This window comes from Vibrio sp. 1249-1, from assembly GCF_033340495.1.
In genome coordinates, this window is sequence record NZ_JAWOWJ010000001.1 from 98582 (window position 1) to 115189 (window position 16608).

Below are 16608 nucleotides of genomic sequence, written 5' to 3' on the forward strand. Positions count from 1 at the left end.
GGCTGCTTTACGCAACTTGCCAGTACATTGCTTTTTCAATTGCACCGATTAAGCGCTCGATATCTGCTGGGTAAACTTCGCCAATGTTGCCGATACGGAAGCAATCTGCGTTCGATACCTTACCCGGATAAATCACGAAGCCTTGCTCTTTCAAACGCGTGTAGAACGCTTTGAACTGGTAATCACTGTGCGTTGGAGAGTAGAAAGAAGTGATGATTGGTGAGTGAAGGTCATCACTCAGTAGCGGTTCGAAACCCAAAGAGCGCATACCTGCAACCAGTGTTTTCTGGTTAGTTTGGTAACGGTTATGACGAGCCTCAATGCCGCCTTCTTGTTCCAGCTCTAACAATGCTTGGTAGAAAGCACGAACCGTGTGCGTAGGAGACGTGAAACGCCATTTACCGTGGTTCACTTCCATGCAGTGCCACTGGTCGTAAAGATCAAGGCTCAAAGAACGTGCCTGACCTTGGCACTTTTCGAGCTCTGTTTGTTTCGCAATCACAAAGCCAAAGCCCGGCACGCCTTGAATACATTTGTTTGCAGAGCTGATCATAAAATCGACGCCTAGCTCTGCGATATCGATAGGAATGCCACCAAAGCTCGACATGGCATCGAGAATCACCACTTTACCGTGTGCTTTTGCCGCAGAAGCAAATGCCTCAATTGGGTTGAGCATGCCAGTGGTTGTCTCGCAGTGAACAATCGCCACGTGTGTGATCGCAGGATCCGATGCCAATGCAGTTTCCACCTCGTTCAAGTGTGGCTGTGATGTTTCGCCTGGGGAAACTACATGGCATGGAATATTTAGGTAATCAGCGATTTGAGCGATACGTGCACCGTAAGCACCGTTGTCGACAACCAACAACTTTCCATTTTTGCCAATGGCGCTGCCAATCGTCGCTTCTACTGATGCGGTGCCGCTACCTTGCATTAGTACGCAGGTGTAGCCGTCTTGCTCCGTCGCCAGTTTTACAAGCTTAGTGCGGATCACTTCTACAATGTCTTTGTTGTATTCATCATCCCAAGTACACCAGTCTTTAAGCATGGCTTCACGTACCGTTTCAGAAGTAGATAGAGGACCTGGAGTCAGTAGTAGGTATTCGTTTTTCATCTCGATTTCCATCAGAATAGGCTAATTGGTCTACACCAAATTTCGAGTTCACTCTAGCGAGGAAGAAAAGGGCAGTAAATAGGCGAATATCCAATTTCATAAAACTTTAATATCCAGAAAATGGCGGATCAATTGAACGATTATTCATCGCAAATTTTCGTAAAACTGCCATTTAATGGTCATGATTTCGTCACAAAGGCTCAGTAGGGTGTATATCGTCAACTGGTACAGACCAAATGAAAACTTAGCCAAATTAACTGGAGAAAATGATGAAAAACCGTTTGATGAAAGGATCGCTGGCTGCACTTGTCTCTCTGCTAGCTACGAATGCAATGGCAGCACAGGAAGTCACGGTTTACACCGCTTTCGAAACTGACATTCTTGCGAAATACAAGTCTGCGTTTGAGAAAGATAACCCAGATATCAAGATTAAGTGGGTTCGCGATTCAACCGGTATCATGACGGCGAAATTGCTGGCAGAAAAGAACAACCCTCAAGCGGAAGTGGTTTGGGGTCTTGCTGGCTCGTCAATGGCACTGCTTAAAGATGAAGGTCTTCTTAAGCCTTACACACCAAAAGGTTTGGAAGAGCTGCACGCGAACCTAAACGACCCTCAATCAAACCAAGCTTGGTTTGGTAACGATGCGTTCTTTAACGCAGTTTGTTTCAACGAAGCGGTAGCGAAACAACTTAACCTACCGAAACCAACGTCTTGGGAAGACCTAACGAAGCCGGTTTACAAAGGTCACATTGCAATGCCGAACCCAGCGTCTTCAGGCACTGGCTACATGCAGGTTTCTGCTTGGCTACAAAACATGGGTGAAGATCAGGCATGGAACTACATGCGTGACTTAGACAAGAACATTGCACACTACACGCACTCGGGCTCTAAGCCATGTGTTCAAGCGGGCATGGGTGAAGTGGCTATCGGTATTTCGATGGCAAGTCGCGGCGCGAAGCTGAAAACACAGGGTGCGCCACTAGCGGTGATCACACCAAAAGGCATCGGCTGGGAATCAGAAGCTGTTGGTCTAGTAAAAGAGTCTGATGCAGCGAAACGTGTTGTCGACTGGTCAATCTCTAAAGCAGCAAACGAGCTTTACGTAGAAATGTACCCAGTGGTTGCACATAAAGAAGTGAAAGCGACAGTGTCTAACTTCCCGAACGTTCAAGAGAACATGGCGAAGATGGACTTCGCGCAAATGGGCAGCAAGCGTGCAGAGATTCTAGCGGCTTGGTCTGAGAAGTTTGACGCGAAATCAGAGCCAAAGTCTTAATCGAATTTGCTTTGAGTTGAATACTGAAATCCACCTCGGTTGAGGTGGATTTTTTGTTTTCTCTGTTATTTCAGAGTTTGCTGCAAGTAGATTCCTAGTCTCACCTAGGTTCGCTGGAATGACGGACTTAAGAAAGTTGGGAGCTTCTATCCGCACTCACAACGTCATTCTCGAGAGCGACGGAGGAGTGAGTCGGGAATCTCAGAAAATAGTGCTTGTAAGAAATTCCGGATGGCTCGCTTAGGCTCGTCCGGAATGACGATATTAAGCATATGGAGTGTAAGTCAAAGCTCGTAATTCTAGGCAATACGTGTGATTCAGAATTTGTAATCCACACTCACCACGTCATTCTCGAGAGCGATGAAGGAGTGAGTCGGGAATCTCTAATTACCACTTGAACAAACCCCACCACCCTTCATCTATTTGTCATCTTCTGGCTATAAATTTGTCATTGGAACGTAACACTCCAAAACTAAAGTTGGTATATACCATTTGGAGCGTGTGTTATGTCAACTAACCAACATTACCTAAATATCGAAAATGTAGTGAAGCAATTCGGACAGTTCACTGCATTAAAGAAAATCTCGCTAGCGATTGAAAAGGGCGAGTTCGTTTGTTTTCTTGGTCCTTCTGGCTGCGGTAAAACCACTCTGCTACGTGCCATTGCAGGTTTAGACTTGCCAACGTCTGGTGCGATTTTTCAAAACGGTCGAGAGACCACATTCCTACCACCAGAGAAGCGCGATTTCGGCATCGTATTCCAATCTTATGCGCTGTTTCCGAACCTAACTGTGCAAGAGAACATTGCGGTGGGTTTGAAAAACCAAGGTATGTCGACCAAAGAAGCGTTAGAGAAGGTGGATTACTGGCTAGAAACTATTGGTCTTCCAACCTCTGGCGAGAAATTCCCTAATCAACTTTCTGGCGGTCAACAACAGCGTGTTGCTTTGGCTCGTGCATTGGCGCTATCTCCGGGTTTACTGTTATTGGATGAGCCGCTGTCAGCGCTGGATGCAAAAGTGCGTGTTCACTTACGTGACGAGATTTGTAAGCTGCAACGCAAGCTGGGCATCACCACCATCATGGTTACGCACGATCAGGACGAAGCGCTGTCGATGGCGGATCGTATCGTGGTAATGAACCATGGCGTGATTGAGCAAGTCGGCACACCTCAAGAGATCTACCAGCAACCAGCAACGCGCTTTGTCGCTGAGTTTGTCGGCAGCATGAACTTTATTGAAACCTCAGTCGCAACGGACTCCCAAGTACGCATTGCAGAAACCCTAATGCCAGCGCCAAGCTTGACCAATCGTAAGATCCAACGTGGTGATCGCTTCGACCTTGCGGTGCGTCCTGAAAGCATCAAGTTCGTTGAAAACTACACCAACTCTTTACCAGTGCGAGTAACGGCTACCGAGTTTTTGGGGGCGTTTTTCCGCATTGATTGCGTATTGCAAAACGACAGCTCAACGAAAACCATCGTCGTGGATGTGCCTGTGGAAACGGTTCAAAAACTCAATATCAAGGCGGGCGATGTACGTTACATCCAGTTTGCTGAAGAAGGGCTGCATGGTTACGCCGTGCCCTCGGTTGATAAAGCGCTAGCGGCGTAGGTGTAAACATGGATGCGAAGACAATGACGGTGAATAGCCTGACTACACAAGACAAAGCAAAATCCTTACTCGGACGTGTTAGCCGCGACAACCTTGTGTTGTTCGGTTTGCTCGCTGGTTTGTCGACCATGATGGTGCTGTTCATCTTAATGCCGCTTTGGGCAATGTTGACCAAGAGTGTGCAAAATGCCAATGGCGAATTTGTCGGTCTGGCAAACTTTGCGACGTACTTTTCCTCTTCAAGCTTGTGGGTGTCGGTGGGAAACACCTTCACTTTGGGCGTGATAGTGACCTCGGTAGTGGGTGTGCTTGCGTTTGGTTATGCCTACGCGCTGACTCGTTCATGTATGTCGTTTAAAGGTTTGTTTCAAATCCTAGGCACTGCGCCAATTCTTGCGCCTTCGTTGTTGCCGGCGATCAGTTTGATCTTCCTTTTCGGTAATCAAGGCATTGCCAAAGATATGTTGTTAGGAAACTCGATTTACGGCGTGATTGGTATCTCGATGGGTTTGATCTTCTGGACCTTCCCTCATGCATTGATGATTTTGACCACTTCGCTGCGCACTTCAGATGCCCGCTTGTATGAAGCAGCACGTGCACTTAAAACCTCACCCATCAAAACCTTCTTTATGGTGACGTTACCTGCGGCGAAATACGGTTTGATCAGTACGCTTATCGTCGTCTTTACGCTAGTTATCACGGACTTTGGTGTGCCGAAAGTGATTGGTGGAAGCTACAACGTTCTGGCGACTGACATCTTCAAGCAAGTTGTGGGACAACAAAACTTTGCCATGGGTGCGGTGACCAGCATTATGTTGTTATTCCCTGCGGTAATGGCGTTCGGCGCAGACCGTTGGGTACAGAAAAAACAAAAGAGCTTATTTGACACTCGCTCGGTGCCATATCAGCCAGAACCCAACAAAGCGCGCGACAGCATTTGTTTGGTTTACTGCAGCATCATTTCTATCGCAGTGTTGGCTGTGCTTGGCATGGCGGTTTATGGCTCGTTAGTTACGTTCTGGCCTTGGAACAAAGCGCTGACGCTAAACAACTACAATTTTGCTGAAATGAGCACCTACGGTTGGAGCCCATTCTTCAACTCGTTAACGCTGGCAGGTTGGACGGCAGTTATTGGTACAGCCATCATCTTTGTCGGTGCTTACTGCATTGAGAAAGGGCGTGCGTTTGGTCCAATTCGTCAGGTGATGCAAATGCTTAGCGTGGTGCCAATGGCGGTACCGGGTATGGTGCTTGGTTTGGGTTACATCTTTTACTTCAATGATGCGAACAATCCTCTGAACGTGCTTTATGGCACTATGGCATTCTTGGTGATTAACACGGTAGTGCATTACTACACCGTGGGTCACATGACAGCCCTGACAGCGCTAAAGCAGTTGCCATCGGAGATTGAAGCCACAGCTGCATCGGTGAAGCTTCCTCAATACAAGTTGTTCTTTAAAGTGACATTACCTGTGTGTTTACCTGCGATTTTGGACATTGCGACTTACTTGTTTGTTAATGCATTGACCACCACTTCTGCGGTAGTATTCCTTTACTCAACCGATACGATTCCGGCTTCGGTCTCGATTCTGAATATGGACGATGCAGGTCAAACTGGCGCTGCAGCGGCAATGGCTGTGATGATCATGATGGCTGCCGCAATTGCGAAGATTGTTCAGATGACTTTGGGTAAATTGTTAGAGAATCGCACACAAGCTTGGCGCAAAAGATAAGGACACTTCGTGCAATACGTAAAAATTAAAGATTCGATTGTTGAACAGATTGAAGCGGGCATGCTATCGCCGCGTCAAAAACTGCCAGCAGAGCGTAAGTTGGCGGAGTCGTTCGATACTACACGCGTCACTCTGCGTGAAGCTTTATCACTGCTGGAAGCAGAAGGTCGAATCTATCGCGAAGATCGCCGAGGTTGGTTTATCTCACCCGAGCCATTGCGTTACGACCCAACCCAAACTCTGAACTTCCCGAACATGGCGAAAGCGCAAAATCGCGTGCCAAAAACGGAGTTGGTCGCAGCAAAAGGAACGTTGGCAAACAAACAAGCGGCACGCTTGCTGGACTTGCAACCTTTCTCGGACGTGTATCGAGTCGACCGTGTGCGATACCTTGAAGATAGACCTGTAGTATTCGTAACAAACTATATTCGCCCAGAGCTGTTTCCGAATCTGCTGGACTATGATTTGTCAAACTCACTGACGGACATTTACCGCGAGCATTATGGCGTGACGTATCAAAAGATTCGCTACCGCATTTCAACCAGCACTTTGTTGGGTGAAATGGCTCAGGCACTGCGCGCGACAGCCGGTACGCCAGCGATGGTGGTGGAGCGCATCAACTATAACCAACACGGTGAGTTGATTGATTGCGATATCGAATATTGGCGACACGATGCCATTAGCATTGAATCTCTGGCGGAACTCCATCGTTAAGTGGATTTTCTCATTATCTAAGGCTCCATCTCGGGGCCTTTATTTTATTCAGACAGGAACATTGAAATGGATTTGTTGGCGATTGGTCTCGTCGTTTTCTCTGCTGTTCTTCATGCTGGCTGGAATATCCTTGGCAAAAGCAACTCTGGGTCAGGGCTCGCGTTTACCATGGCCGCCAGCTTTTCTGCATGTTTCATTCTTACCCCTTATTTGATTTGGTATTTGGCAACCATTGGCTGGACATCATTACCGAGTGAGTTTTGGGGATTGCTGTTCATTAGCGGCATTTCACAAATGGTTTACCTGGTTGGTTTGATTGTCGCTTATAAGCACGCTGATGTGGGTGTGGTTTATCCGATTGCTCGGGCGCTGCCAGTGATGATGGTCGGCGCAATCAGTGTTGCATTGGGACATGAATTATCTAGTCAGCAGTGGCTTGGATTCTTACTAATTACTCTTGGTTGTATGCTTGTACCACTGACGAATTTTCGTCAGATGACATTGGGCTCTTATTTGAACGTTGGTGTGTTCTGGGCATTGATTGCCGCAATAGGCACAACGGGTTACTCGGTAGTCGATAAAGAAGCGCTGAGTTTACTCACAGGACAAGCATCAGAGATCTTGAATGATCAGTACAGTGCAATCTTCTACTTGGGCGTGCAGTTTTGGGCAATTGGTATTCCTGCTCTTGTGTGGTGCTTAGTTACGGACAAGCCAGATGAGATTAAGACAGCGTGGCAGATCCGCAAAACAGCCAGCATGGCAGGGGTAATGATGGCATCCACCTACGGCTTGGTGTTGTTTGCGATGACCATGACCGACAACGTAAGTTTGGTGGTGGCACTAAGGCAAATCAGCATCGTGTTTGGATTGTTTATGGGGATTTGGTTTCTGTCTGAGAAATGGTATCTCACCCGAGGGCTTGGCGTTACTTCTATCGTGGCGGGGATCATTCTCGCGCTTACGTATTGACCTATATTCACGAAAAAAGGCAGCGAATGAGCTTCTCGCTGCCTTTTGTATTAACTTGTAAGCCTTGTTTAAAAACGCAGTTGCGCACCAAACATCACGCCGCTAGAGTCAAAATCGCTGTTTTTTGAGTACACATATTCTGCATTCAAACCAAAGTGTTTATAGCTCCAGCCGATACCGCCAGCCGCTTCACCTCCGACACTTGAGTGTTCGATGTTCTTGCTCTGACCGTTCACTTTATAAGTGTACTCGAGAGTGTAGAGAGTGACACCTGCCTTGCCGTACAGTTCGAAACCTGAACCCAGAGGATAGCTAGCATAGCCACTCAAGCGAGGTCCGGAGAAGCTCGTATCGGTGACTTCTGAAATCGGACTCACGAGTATCGAGCCGATACCGTCAAACGCGCCTTTATAACCTGCTTCGATACCAAAGTTATGTGTTGGCATGTAGCGGTAATATATTTCACCTAAGAACATGTCGCCTGATTCTTTGCTTGTCGGAGCATCGTAGTTCACATCGCCATAGCCAATGTTTGTACCTATGATGTGCTCACTGGTTTCTGCATTGGCTGACAAAGAAAAAGCCGACAACACTAAAGCAGTAATGAATGAATAACGCATGAACGCTTCTCCTTAGCTTTTAGCTTGCTCGCCTTTTAATATTTGTTCGAAAGTGATCTTGGTGTTGTCTAGCCATTCATAACGGCGACGATACATCGAACGCTTAGAGCGCGACATGCCTTCGATATCTCGACGGGGTGCATTTACATCAATTGAGTAAAAATGACGATTGTATTCGGTGCCGCCCAATTCTTGCCAGAGTGCATCGTAATCCGTTTTTATTCGCCCTTTGCTGTAACGTTTAGCTGCGTAAGTATGGGACTGCGTTTTCACCGCTAGAATCGTATTTACTTCCCAAATTTGTGCGAGCAAAGTGAGCAAGCTCACCATCAAGCTTTTTGGTCTCTGTCCGTAAAGCTTACGAGTTAGCTTTTTAATTTTCGCGTTGTTTTCTTCACTGCTTCGCGGTCCTTGTAAGCCGCCAATCATAATGCTGCGTCCAGATTCGATGTGACCTAGCGTAAAAGAGAGCGTGTAGAAGTTGCCATCTTCAGCGCTGTGCAGCACTAGGCTCATGTCGCCTTCTTTTTGATAACGTGCTTCGTATACTAATCTCACCGAGTACAGTATTTCGTCAATTTCAAAAGAGGCTAATGTTAGGCCTTTCGAGTCTGTGTAGATTTCTTCGATTGTTTGTTTAGAAAACAGTTCTGAAATCGTTTTGTAGTGATCAACCACCAAGTTAGAACGATCGAACGCTGAGTTGTTTTTGATGATATACGGGCGAAACGGTTTTTCTAGGAATCGGTGTGTACGCGTACAAAGCAACTCTAACAATGACGATTCAATATTGTCTGAAAGGTGCTTAAATGCACGTTTGTAATAAAGCGCACGTAAGATGAACTTAGCTCTGTAGGTCCAAATTGGCTTGTAGACATCAGCATAATCATCTGAGTAAATCGATTTGCTATGGTAAAAAATGGATTTGTTCGCGGTCATTTTCACTCCAGATTAACTTGTGCTCAATAGCGACAATTAAGAACCGACGGACGAGCAGCGAAGAACCCGAAAAGGAGGAATGCAAAGCACGACTGAAAAGAGGTGGTTTTTGCTGTGTCCGACGTTTTTGTAAGGTTTTGAACACTGTTCTTTTGCTGGAATTCTAAGAGAAAATTGACCTTAGGTATTGTATGGTTTGGTAAGGAAATGTCAGGTTGAAACCCATTGTTCAAAAGGAAGAAAATGCGAATGTCGGCTGAATATGACGTTGAGTTGCTAAGTTAATGTGAAATAAGTTGAACGAAAATTGAACATTATTTGAAATTGTTTTGACGTGTTTTAGGTCTTTATACGTACCTTATAAGTATCGAGCCAATTTTGGCCCGATGTAAAGGTAAGTAAGGAGAGGTTTATGAAACGCTTAACAACTTTAGCAAGTACGATTGCTCTGATTGCTGCACCTTCTATGGCTCTTGCTGGTGGTTATCATTGGACAAACGACACCGAAACTATCCATGGCGACGTAATGGATAGCAAACAAGCGGCTTATGAAATGGGCCGAGACATGATCCAAAGCTACCAAAATAAATCATCTGGACAACTCCGTGATGAGTTTACGAGCCTTACAACGTATGTTGATCGCCAATCGTTTTCTATCACTGACTCAAAAGTCATGGTAAATGAGTTCTTGCAAAGTGACGGGCAAGTTGTTTACCAGCCTATTCTCAATGTTCAATACGAGTACCGCATGCGTGATACCGGTAAATATTAACCAGTAAGACGGACTCGAATTGTTTACCACTAATATTTTTGCTGTTTGTTTTGGGGAGCCACGAGCTCCCCATTTTGTTTTTGTTGGAAGCGAAAATTCGCACACTCTCAGTGCAACATTTTCTATCGCTCAGCGTTAGATTTTCTTGCTCGTTGATTGTCATCATCGTTTGTAAAGTGTTTGCGGAAATGGATGTAACGCACTAACGAGGATACCCGATGACACATCATTCATATTGGTTCAAGCAGGCAATTGAAGCTGAGCAACCAGAAACGCCACAACCGTTACAGCAGAACATTAATACTGACGTTGCGATTGTTGGTGGCGGATACACCGGACTTTGGACCGCGATTATGATTAAGCAGCAATCTCCGGAAAAAAAGGTAGTCGTGATTGAAAAAGGCCTTTGTGGCAGTGGTGCATCGGGCGCAAACGGCGGTTGTATGCTGACTTGGTCTACCAAGTTTCCGACATTGAAACGGTTATTCGGTGAAGAACATGCTGCTTGGTTAGTAAAAGAGTCGGAACAAGCAGTGCTCGAGATTGACGACTTTTGTCAGCAGCACAACATCGATGCGCAATTATCGTTAAAAGGGGTTTATTACACTGCAACCAATCAGGCTCAAACTGGGGGAATGCAGCCAGTTGTGGACGAGTTAAAGCGATTAGAAGTGAACAGTTGGCGTCGTTGCTCGGTGGAGGAACTGCGTGCCAATGCGGGTTCACCTCGACATATAGAAGGCTTTCACTCTCCAGTTGCAGCCAGCGTTCAACCTGCATTATTAGTGAGGGGGTTACGCCGTGTTGCTATTGTTCTGGGTGTAGAAGTTTATGAGAACACGCCGATGACGCGTCTAGATTATGGAAAACCTGCCATTGTCTGTACACCTAAAGGAAACATTCAAGCGCAGCAGGTGGTATTGGCATTAAATGCATGGATGGTGGAGCAGTTTAAACAGTTCAAAAACAGTATCGTGGTGGTTTCTTCCGACATGGTGATCACCAAGCCGCTTGGTGATTCACTACCTCTATCTGGTTGGCAGGCAGGTTTTAGCGTGTTGGATTCACGTATCTTCGTCCACTATTACCGAGATACGCCAGATGGCCGTTTGATGTTGGGGAAAGGCGGCAATCAGTTTTCTTTCAATAACCAAGTTGACGCAATGTTTAACAAGCCAACACGCTACCAAGGTCTACTGCGCAAGTCGTTCGATAAGTTGTTTCCTCATTTGAGAGGAGAGGAGTTTGCTTATTCATGGACGGGGGGCTCTGATCGTTCTGCTACTGGTTTCCCTTTTTTCGGCGAGCTAGATAAACAGAGCAATATCTTTTACGGATTTGGTTATTCAGGCAATGGTGTAGCGCAGACTCGAATGGGCGGAAAGATCTTATCTTCATTGATATTGGGAATCGATAACGAGTGGACGAACAGTGGTTTAGCCAAAGGACCGTTGGGGTATTTCCCACCAGAACCGCTTCGCTGGACCGGGGCTATGATAGTGCGCAACGCGGTACGTCGAAAAGAGGAAGCAGAAGATAACGAGAAAACGCCGTTTATCTGGGATAAGTGGCTAGCAAAACTCGCGGGACCAGCAGGCAAAGCGGATAAGCTTGACTAAACTGAAGACTTTAGCCACAAACGAGACAGTTTGCAGTGAAAGTCATTGGGGCGCGATGAAGCCTTGTGTTAGCCTCTGTCTTTCAAGCTCAGATTTAAAAGGTGAGTCATAAAATGAAAGTATTCAGCAACTTCGATAGCGGCAGCATTCACGTAGTGAAAGCGGACGACAAAAACGACATCCAACTCAAAATTCCTAACGACAATATGTCGGAATTCTACCAGTGGTTCCACTTCCGTCTTGAGACAGAAGCCGAGCAATCACACACCATCAAATTGCTTGATTTGGCTAAATCGGCTTATCCAGAAGGATGGCAAGGTTACGATGTGGTTGCGTCTTACGATCGTGAAGAATGGTTCCGAGTACCGGCAGAGTTCGATGGCGACACGCTGACTTTCACTGTAATCCCTGAGCGCAGCTCAATTTACTTCGCGTACTTTGCGCCATACACGTACGATCGTCATTTAGACTTGTTACACATGGCACAAAGCGCGCACCACTGCCAACTAGAGACGCTTGGTCATACGCTAGATGGCAATGACATGAGCTTGCTTACTTTCGGTGAGCCAGAAGAAGGCAAAAAGAAAATCTGGATGATTGCACGTCAGCACCCAGGTGAGACCATGGCGGAATGGTTCATGGAAGGTATGATCCAACGTCTGTTAGATGAAAACGACACGGTTGCGCGTGCATTGCTTGAAAAAGCGGTGCTTTACGTCGTACCAAATATGAACCCAGACGGTGGTATTCGCGGTCACTTGCGTACCAACGCAGTAGGTGTAAACCTAAATCGTGAATGGCAAACGCCATCAATGGAAAAGAGCCCAGAAGTCTACCTTGTGCGTCAGCGCATGCTGGAAACGGGTGTTGACATGTTTTTAGATATTCATGGCGATGAAGCGATTCCGTATAACTTCGTCGCTGGCTCAGAAGGTATTCCTTCTTACGATGAAAATCTTGCCGCTTTAGAGACATCATTTAAGCAAGCGTTACTGACTATTACGCCAGAGTTCCAAGATGAGATTGGTTACGATAAAGATGAGCCTGGTAAAGCGAATTTGACGGTGGGTTCAAATTGGGTTGCAGAGCAGTTCAAATGCTTGTCTTACACAATCGAAATGCCATTTAAAGATAACAACAATCACCCAGATCCACTTTACGGTTGGTCTCCTGAGCGTAGTGTCTTGTTTGGGCAAGATGTATTAGCTGCAACGTTAACCGTAGCGGATAAAATTTAGCGCGACGAGTTAACGCTTTTTCATTATTTCGAAAACAGCTCATTTAAATGAGCTGTTTTTTTGTGCTCTCCAGATCCACGCTCCCCTGTAAAAATTTGTTGCCATTCACAAGCTTAAATGATGATTCTTAAATTTGAGAAAGTGGCTTTTTATGGTGATTTGCGTCACAGAAAGTTGGCTTCTTTGTGATATTCTCCGCAACGAATTGACTATGGCTAAACCAACGCAACGAACTTTGTTTTTCGGTTGGGTATGCGGATGAAGCTCATGAATAGATGGTCTTGAGGTTACCTTTTTCCGTTTTACGTCATTGGCGTTTGAATATCATTTTTGATTCTTTCCTACGCTATTTAGCTATTTCTATTCGAAGAAAAGAGAAAGTTACGGCTTCATATTTTACGGCAGTATGCTGCCGCGATGTGTTGCTTTGTGTACAAGAAAAAGGAAAAGAATAATGAAAAAAATCGCTATAGCAGTGGCTACTGTACTTGCTGGTGGTGTGATCTCAAACGTTGCACTTGCTGACACTTACATGGGCGGTAAAATAGGTTACAACTCTCTAAACGATACGTGTTACCTAAACGAACCTTGTGACGACGACAGTTTTGCAGCATCTATGCACTTAGGCTACAGCTTCAACAAGTACGTTGCAGCAGAGTATGGTGTTGATTACCTTGGTGACTTCACTGCAAACTTCAAAAAGCCTGGCCTAAACACCGTTGATGGTGATCTTTGGGCGTTGACGCTTGCTCCTAAATTTAACCTACCACTAACGGATTCTTGGAATCTATTCGCGAAAGTTGGTGCTGCATACATGATGGCTGGTGACGAGAAAGATTTCGTACCAACTGGCTCTCTGGGTGCTGAATACCAAATCAACTACAACTGGAGCCTACGTGCTGAATACCAACGCTACCAAGATATGTCTGATGATGTAATTGAAGACATGGATTCAGATTTCTTCGGTATTGGTTTCAACTACAAGTTTGGTTCTGAGCCTGTCGTTCAAGAAAAAGCCGTTGAAGAGGTAGTAGAAGCACGTCCTGCAACACGCATTGTAGATCACGTTTACCCTGCTCAAACAACAGCGACAGTACAATTCGACTTAGAAAGTGCAGAAGTGAAAGACGCGTCGAACCTTTCTGGTACCGTTGATTTGATGAATACTTACCCACAAGCTCAAGTTGAGATCACGGGTTACAGCGATACGACAGGTTCTGCTGCTTACAACAAGCAACTCACAGAAAAACGTGCGAAAGCCGTTGCTGACGAGTTCCAAGCAAAAGGTATTGCGGCTGAGCGTATGACAGTGAAAGGCATGGGTGAAGCTAACCCAGTGGCAAGCAACGAGACACGTCAAGGTCGTCAAATGAACCGTCGTGTTGAAGTGGTTGTTCCTGCGTTTGAATACCAAACAACTGAAAAAGCAGAATAATTCCTGCTTAAGATAAAGTTCCAAAAGCCAGCGTGTATCACGCTGGCTTTTTTGATCCCGCTTAACTAACTCAGTAGTTGTGTAGAAACATAGTTATATCGGGACGCTTTGACATGTGCTCAACATACGTAAACTCAGCACCTTCATCAATTTGTCATCACCAGTTCATAGCATGACAGCCAAGTGTTTGGGAGAATGATATGCAAAGTTTACCGCCGCTCAATTTGCTCCGAGCTTTTGAAGCCACGGCGCGACTACAGAGTTTTACAAAAGCCGCAGAGGAGCTAAATGTGACTCGTGCGGCCGTAAGCCAACAGGTGAAATCGCTAGAGTCACAGCTCAATGCGACGTTATTCGAGCGCAAGGGCACGCACCTTACGCTGACCTGCTCCGCACAAGAATACTGGCCTGTGGTTAATCATGTGCTTCAAACATTATCGACCACGACGCAGCATTTATTTACTCGTCCCAAGAATACGCAAGTTAACTTACATGTCGCTCACAGCTTTTGCTCTCAGTGGTTAATGCCAAGATTGGCTGATTTTCAGCGACAATTCCCAGACATCTCCTTTAAAATCTCGACTACTGCTAATACAGTTCCAAGCGCCAGTGCGATTGCGGATATCGAAATTATTAACGGAGATGGAGATTGGCAAGAGCAAGAAGCCATACGATTAACCCAAGAAAACTGGATCGTTGTCGCAAGCCCCGGCTTTATGCATTTAAACCCGATAAATGACCTCTTGCAGTTAGCTAAAGCGCCTAAAATTTGTACTGGCGGTTATCATGAATCTTGGCAAGAGTGGCTTACGCACCAAGGTTATCAAGGGAAGGTGAGCAAAGTCGTCGCCGAGTTTGAACACTCATTGCTTGCTATTCATGCTGCGATGAATCAACTTGGCGTGTTGCTGGTAAGAGACTTTCTTGTTGAGGATGAGCTGCAACAGGGCGTATTAGTCCAGGCTGGAAATTGGCATATGCCAAGTTCTGGTGCACATTATATGATGGTTCGAGCATCCGAAAAATCACACGTAAACACCTTTGCTCAATGGTTAATACAGAGTCTTTAATGTTCGTTCAGCGAGTGAGTAGAGCGCATGTGTGGTTTGGCTATTATTAGCAGTAGCAAGTCATCAGTCTAGGACTGAGCGACATGCTTAATTACATCTAATAACCACTGATTTACCGGAGCTTGCTGTTGAGAGCGACGACAGCTCATCACGTAGCGAACATCAAGCTCTAGCCCAGCAGGAAGCGCGATACTTCGGCAACCCTTAGGAACATGTCCACTCATCGTTATGCCAAAATGATTCGTTTGCAGAAGCACTTTTTGAATCATCGCTGGGTGCTCAATTTCCACTTTAGGTGTGGTTCTAAAACCCATATGTTTGAGCCTTTCCAACACAGGGTATCGGTAGTCGTTCCATCCCGGCGTTTTAAAAAGTATAAAAGGGTATTCTTCTAGCTCTTGGGAGTTTTGAGCGGGATGATCTTGTCGAACAAAAAATACCGCTTTTCCTCGCCCCAGTTCGGTCTGAACAATTGACTGTGGCAGATCTTCATCAAAGTAATGAATCGCAATGGCGTTTTCACCGTCAATTAATCGTTTTTTTGCTTCGCTACCCCAGCGCAAACATGAGAATTTTGCTTCTGGAGCGTGCTTTAGTAACTCCAAGTAAAACTTGTCACCGAAGTACTCCCAAAACAATGTGTTGGCATAAATAGTGATTGAGCCGTCAAAATGAGCTGGTGAAAAATGCTGTGGTTTGATGGAATCAATACTGTTGATTATTTGCTCAAAATGCGCAATGTTCGCTTCCACAAAAGCTGTTGGTTCAAAGCCATTTTTGGTCTGAACGAATAGCGGATCATTGAGCTGAGTTTTCATCTTTGTCAGATTTTTGCTGATTGCTCCTGACGTTTTACCGAGTGATTCTGCGACTAACCGGACGTTACGTAACTCATACATCCGTTTTAATACCAAAATATTTTGAATATCCAGATTAACGCTCATACATTGTCTCGCTTGGCTTTTGTCGACAAATCATATCGCTGAATTTCTTAAGAAAAGACAACGCTCGGTCAATTTAAGTTGCTGCCTTATCCCTGATTTATTGAAGGTAACGATAAGTTATTCTTGGTTACATCAGTTTATTAGCATGGATTTCCATTTGGTAAATAATGACTTTCCTCGTATGAGCGCGTTTCTGTTGTTACAGTTTTTCCACCGAAAGAAAGTAAGAACGATAATAGAGGTGATGTATGAAAAAACTAATCGCACTTGTTTTGATGGTTTGCTCAACAAACGTAGCATTTGCTGGCGATGGGTCATACACGGGCACGATTGATATGACGATGGCAACGAAAAATCAGGTTGACGTAGAGCGTGCAGATTCTCAATTGACGCTGAAGGGTCGCAATGAAATGGCCTATGGCGGTGTAACAATCCATTCGGATGCTGCAACTCAAAAAATTGAACTTCGTGGTCGACGTGATTAATCGAATAGTTTCTTGTTAAGAAAATGCCGCGAAGAACGCGGCATTTCTATATGTAATATCATCAGA

Annotated in this window: 15 protein-coding genes; 11 read left to right on the forward strand and 4 right to left on the reverse strand. The window is 45.5% G+C overall.

Annotated elements, in window-relative coordinates; translation table 11 throughout:
• Positions 1-7 precede the first annotated feature (7 nt).
• Positions 8-1111 (reverse strand): 2-aminoethylphosphonate--pyruvate transaminase, encoded by a 1104-nt coding sequence (gene phnW / locus R7Z50_RS00450; protein WP_318148795.1) that lies wholly within the window; start codon positions 1109-1111, stop codon positions 8-10.
• Between the two features lie 266 nt (positions 1112-1377).
• On the opposite strand from phnW, the gene R7Z50_RS00455 reads away from it, so the two are divergent.
• From R7Z50_RS00455 to R7Z50_RS00475, 5 genes are all read left to right on the forward strand, one after another.
• On the forward strand, positions 1378-2388 hold the full coding sequence (locus tag R7Z50_RS00455; protein ID WP_005384363.1) for a putative 2-aminoethylphosphonate ABC transporter substrate-binding protein: 1011 nt from the start codon (positions 1378-1380) through the stop codon (positions 2386-2388).
• A gap of 506 nt (positions 2389-2894) precedes the next feature.
• Positions 2895-4001: a putative 2-aminoethylphosphonate ABC transporter ATP-binding protein gene (locus R7Z50_RS00460; RefSeq protein ID WP_045375959.1), complete on the forward strand. Its 1107-nt coding sequence runs from the start codon at positions 2895-2897 to the stop codon at positions 3999-4001.
• An 8-nt stretch (positions 4002-4009) separates the two neighbouring features.
• A complete protein-coding gene (locus tag R7Z50_RS00465; protein WP_318148796.1) occupies positions 4010-5734 on the forward strand; it encodes a putative 2-aminoethylphosphonate ABC transporter permease subunit in 1725 nt (574 codons plus the stop codon).
• 9 nt (positions 5735-5743) lie between these two features.
• Positions 5744-6448, forward strand: coding sequence for a phosphonate utilization transcriptional regulator PhnR (gene phnR, locus R7Z50_RS00470; RefSeq protein ID WP_017635094.1), 705 nt, complete (start codon positions 5744-5746; stop codon positions 6446-6448).
• 66 nt (positions 6449-6514) lie between these two features.
• Positions 6515-7420 (forward strand): EamA family transporter, encoded by a 906-nt coding sequence (locus tag R7Z50_RS00475; RefSeq protein ID WP_005384368.1) that lies wholly within the window; start codon positions 6515-6517, stop codon positions 7418-7420.
• 68 nt (positions 7421-7488) lie between these two features.
• Here the strand turns inward: R7Z50_RS00475 and R7Z50_RS00480 are convergent, their stop codons facing one another.
• Positions 7489-8040, reverse strand: coding sequence for an outer membrane beta-barrel protein (locus R7Z50_RS00480; protein ID WP_005374044.1), 552 nt, complete (start codon positions 8038-8040; stop codon positions 7489-7491).
• A 12-nt stretch (positions 8041-8052) separates the two neighbouring features.
• Positions 8053-8979, reverse strand: a complete 927-nt coding sequence (locus R7Z50_RS00485; protein ID WP_005384371.1) for a VirK/YbjX family protein — start codon at positions 8977-8979, stop codon at positions 8053-8055.
• Positions 8980-9391: 412 nt separating this feature from the next.
• Here R7Z50_RS00485 and R7Z50_RS00490 point away from each other — a divergent pair, with 412 nt between their 5' ends.
• The 5 genes from R7Z50_RS00490 to R7Z50_RS00510 all read left to right on the forward strand — a co-directional run bounded on the left by R7Z50_RS00490 (position 9392) and on the right by R7Z50_RS00510 (position 15113).
• A complete protein-coding gene (locus R7Z50_RS00490; RefSeq protein ID WP_064369428.1) occupies positions 9392-9751 on the forward strand; it encodes a DUF3316 domain-containing protein in 360 nt (119 codons plus the stop codon).
• 218 nt (positions 9752-9969) lie between these two features.
• Entirely contained in the window at positions 9970-11370 is a 1401-nt protein-coding gene (locus R7Z50_RS00495) for an FAD-dependent oxidoreductase (protein WP_318148797.1), read from the forward strand.
• A gap of 113 nt (positions 11371-11483) precedes the next feature.
• Complete coding sequence (locus R7Z50_RS00500; protein ID WP_017819760.1) at positions 11484-12608, forward strand: M14-type cytosolic carboxypeptidase; 1125 nt, start codon at positions 11484-11486, stop codon at positions 12606-12608.
• A 454-nt stretch (positions 12609-13062) separates the two neighbouring features.
• Positions 13063-14043: an outer membrane beta-barrel protein gene (locus R7Z50_RS00505; protein WP_318148798.1), complete on the forward strand. Its 981-nt coding sequence runs from the start codon at positions 13063-13065 to the stop codon at positions 14041-14043.
• 200 nt (positions 14044-14243) lie between these two features.
• Positions 14244-15113 (forward strand): LysR substrate-binding domain-containing protein, encoded by an 870-nt coding sequence (locus R7Z50_RS00510; protein WP_065275127.1) that lies wholly within the window; start codon positions 14244-14246, stop codon positions 15111-15113.
• Between the two features lie 68 nt (positions 15114-15181).
• Here R7Z50_RS00510 and R7Z50_RS00515 read toward each other — a convergent pair whose 3' ends face one another.
• Positions 15182-16057 carry a LysR family transcriptional regulator gene (locus R7Z50_RS00515; RefSeq protein ID WP_047102796.1) on the reverse strand — a complete coding sequence of 292 codons (876 nt, stop codon included), beginning with the start codon at positions 16055-16057 and terminating at the stop codon, positions 15182-15184.
• 248 nt (positions 16058-16305) lie between these two features.
• Between R7Z50_RS00515 and R7Z50_RS00520 the strand changes: the two genes are divergently transcribed.
• Complete coding sequence (locus R7Z50_RS00520; protein WP_005374030.1) at positions 16306-16542, forward strand: hypothetical protein; 237 nt, start codon at positions 16306-16308, stop codon at positions 16540-16542.
• The last annotated feature ends 66 nt before the right edge of the window (positions 16543-16608 follow it).

Coding starts and splice junctions, on each gene's coding strand:
- phnW (WP_318148795.1), bottom strand. CDS start 1,111: ATGAAAAACGAATACCTACTACTGACTCCAGGTCCTCTATCTACTTCT.
- R7Z50_RS00455 (WP_005384363.1), top strand. CDS start 1,378: ATGATGAAAAACCGTTTGATGAAAGGATCGCTGGCTGCACTTGTCTCT.
- R7Z50_RS00460 (WP_045375959.1), top strand. CDS start 2,895: ATGTCAACTAACCAACATTACCTAAATATCGAAAATGTAGTGAAGCAA.
- R7Z50_RS00465 (WP_318148796.1), top strand. CDS start 4,010: ATGGATGCGAAGACAATGACGGTGAATAGCCTGACTACACAAGACAAA.
- R7Z50_RS00475 (WP_005384368.1), top strand. CDS start 6,515: ATGGATTTGTTGGCGATTGGTCTCGTCGTTTTCTCTGCTGTTCTTCAT.
- R7Z50_RS00480 (WP_005374044.1), bottom strand. CDS start 8,040: ATGCGTTATTCATTCATTACTGCTTTAGTGTTGTCGGCTTTTTCTTTG.
- R7Z50_RS00485 (WP_005384371.1), bottom strand. CDS start 8,979: ATGACCGCGAACAAATCCATTTTTTACCATAGCAAATCGATTTACTCA.
- R7Z50_RS00490 (WP_064369428.1), top strand. CDS start 9,392: ATGAAACGCTTAACAACTTTAGCAAGTACGATTGCTCTGATTGCTGCA.
- R7Z50_RS00495 (WP_318148797.1), top strand. CDS start 9,970: ATGACACATCATTCATATTGGTTCAAGCAGGCAATTGAAGCTGAGCAA.
- R7Z50_RS00500 (WP_017819760.1), top strand. CDS start 11,484: ATGAAAGTATTCAGCAACTTCGATAGCGGCAGCATTCACGTAGTGAAA.
- R7Z50_RS00505 (WP_318148798.1), top strand. CDS start 13,063: ATGAAAAAAATCGCTATAGCAGTGGCTACTGTACTTGCTGGTGGTGTG.
- R7Z50_RS00510 (WP_065275127.1), top strand. CDS start 14,244: ATGCAAAGTTTACCGCCGCTCAATTTGCTCCGAGCTTTTGAAGCCACG.
- R7Z50_RS00515 (WP_047102796.1), bottom strand. CDS start 16,057: ATGAGCGTTAATCTGGATATTCAAAATATTTTGGTATTAAAACGGATG.
- R7Z50_RS00520 (WP_005374030.1), top strand. CDS start 16,306: ATGAAAAAACTAATCGCACTTGTTTTGATGGTTTGCTCAACAAACGTA.